This window comes from Nitrospira sp. BLG_2 (assembly GCF_049222245.1).
Map to the genome: position 1 here is coordinate 1 of NZ_JBLYIG010000439.1, position 2,433 is coordinate 2,433.

At 58.5% G+C, this 2,433-nt stretch carries 2 protein-coding genes and 1 tRNA gene; 2 read left to right on the top strand and 1 reads right to left on the bottom strand.

Going from position 1 to position 2,433, the window contains the following annotated elements:
• Positions 1 to 158: 158 nt before the first annotated feature.
• Together ispG and ACOSYY_RS12035 are read left to right on the top strand one after the other, a co-directional pair.
• Positions 159 to 1,361 (top strand): flavodoxin-dependent (E)-4-hydroxy-3-methylbut-2-enyl-diphosphate synthase, encoded by a 1,203-nt coding sequence (gene ispG, locus ACOSYY_RS12030; protein ID WP_526023317.1) that lies wholly within the window; start codon positions 159 to 161, stop codon positions 1,359 to 1,361.
• Positions 1,362 to 1,437: 76 nt separating this feature from the next.
• Positions 1,438 to 1,513, top strand: a tRNA-Cys gene (locus ACOSYY_RS12035).
• A 356-nt stretch (positions 1,514 to 1,869) separates the two neighbouring features.
• Here ACOSYY_RS12035 and ACOSYY_RS12040 read toward each other — a convergent pair.
• Positions 1,870 to 2,019, bottom strand: a complete 150-nt coding sequence (locus ACOSYY_RS12040) for a hypothetical protein (protein WP_289267697.1) — start codon at positions 2,017 to 2,019, stop codon at positions 1,870 to 1,872.
• Positions 2,020 to 2,433 lie beyond the last annotated feature (414 nt).

The following is a 2,433-nucleotide window of genomic DNA, read 5'->3' on the forward strand; positions in this document are numbered from 1 at the left end:
GGCATCTACCAAACCGTGAAGGGATTCTGGGAGCAGCTTTCCACCAAGGGAGGCGAGGTCCGTGCGCGCAACGTCAGGAGAGAGACCTTTTCCCTGAGGGGAGAAAGCCTGTATCACCCGGAAGGCGACGAGCAGGGGAGTTGAGGGAGCCGGTCGGAATGTTTATCCGTCGTCGAAAGACCAGACAGGTTACCGTCGGGAACGTCAGGATCGGCGGGGATGCCGCGATCTCCGTCCAATCCATGACGATTCCACACCCGAGCGATGTCACGGCGACGGTGGAGCAGATTCACCAACTGGAACAGGCCGGCTGCGAGCTGGTCCGCGTGGCGGTTCCGGACATGGAAGCGGCGGCCGCCCTTCCTAAGATCAAATCCCAGATCCACATCCCGATCATCGCGGACATTCACTTTGATTACCGGCTGGCGCTCAAGGCGGCGGAAACGGTGGATTGCGTCCGCATCAATCCTGGAAACATCGGCGCCTGGTGGAAGGTCACCGAGGTCGTGAAGGCCGTCAGCGACCGGGGCATTCCGCTCCGGATCGGCGTCAACGCCGGTTCGCTGGAACGCCACCTGCTCGACAAGTACAGATATCCCACCGCCGAAGCATTGGCCGAGTCCGGGTTGAACGCCGTACATGCGTTGGAAGATATCGGCTTCACGAATATGAAGGTGTCGTTGAAGGCGTCCGATGTCCACATGGCGGTGGATGCCTATTGGATCTTCGCGCACCAGTCGGATTATCCGCTGCATATCGGCGTCACCGAAGCCGGGACTGTATTAACCGGTGCGGTCAAATCCTCGATCGGACTGGGGTGGCTGCTGATGAACGGCATCGGGGATACGCTGCGGGTTTCACTCGCCGCCGATCCGGTTGAAGAGGTCCGCGTCGGGTTCGAGATCCTGAAGTCGCTGGAATTGCGCCACCGTGGCATCAACGTCATCGCCTGTCCCACCTGCGGCAGGGTGGAGATCGATGTGGTGCGCATGGCCAATGAACTCGAAAAGCGATTGGGTCACATCAAGACGCCGCTGAACGTGTCGGTGCTTGGTTGCGTCGTCAATGGGATCGGCGAAGGCAAAGAGGCGGATATCGGCATCGCCGGAGGCGAGGGCGTCGGAATTCTATTCAAGAAGGGCAAGTTGGATCGGAAGGTGCCGATGGCCGACCTGATGGACACATTGATCGCCGAAGTCGAAGTGATGGCCAAAGAAAAAGAAGCGCAAGGCCATGAGGAAACCTCTCAAGCTCGAGGTTCCGGACATGACCGGAATCCCTCAGCCTGGAATCAGTCTTTCGCCTCCTCGGAATCGACCAGCACAGGTCGCCGCGAAATCCCAGTTCTTCCGTCGCGCTGATCCACGCCGCCTACCGCACCCAGCGGTTGAGTTCGCCTTCCCATGCCCGCTATAATGCCACGTTTGCTCTTCGTGGGGCGCCGTACCCAAGTGGCTAAGGGAGCAGTCTGCAAAACTGCGATGCAGCGGTTCGAACCCGCTCGGCGCCTCCAAACCGCACTTCGTGTGGCTGACCAGCTTGTCAGGCGCGCCGTACTTCGTTGATGTCCGCCGGGAAATGCCTCAGTAGCAGGCGAAGCCTTCTTCATTGATGCCGCGAGGGACGCCGCGTTAATCCGCGCATGTCCTTCGCCCGGCGTTCTTTATTCTTGTCCGATCCTTGCCGGGCTCCAATCTCAAGCTGTGAGCCCAGGGCGAGTCTGGAACACACCGCGATCACCTTCCTGTGACCTCAGGTGAAAGAATCGCTCGGAGCGAGGGAGGATCGATGAACGATGCGCGAGAGAGAACCGGGCTGCAAGCAGGGACCATCGGCCTGCATGCCGGGCCAAGGCTGTCGGGTTGTCCTCTACCGATTCTCTAGGCGGTCACTCCATTTGGCCGGGCGCATGACCGTGGACAGCGCCGCCAAGCCGCAGATGAACGCCAACATGGCAAAGCATAGGAAGAGAATCAGGGCGCCCTTCAGATCATGTGGGGAAAAAGTGCCGGTCGCCATTTCAACCTCCACTGTTAGTTTACCACGATTGGGTTCCTTTCCATCCACATTCGCAAGTCCAGGGGGCTTGCGGGTCGACCTTTCGAAGGACCAGACAACAGGAGGGACAATGTCTCATCCATACCCGCGGTCTCGTATCGACTGCCTGCTGCCCAGGTGCTGAATGTCTTGAGGCGATCATGGTGGACCTCACGATGATGAACCACAGGAATTGGAAGCGCCGGATAGACACCATACTGTTCGATGCCATGGAGAGCTATGGTGCTTTCGAGGAAATGCCGCGGTTTTGGGTGGGGAAATTCTCGCGCGGGATTTTTATTTCATGGGTCCGAAATGATCTGACGAAAAGAGACGAGATTCTCTAGGTTTTCTGTGTTCACTCTTGGACGAGAAGGTTTCCCCAAACTCTGTGGA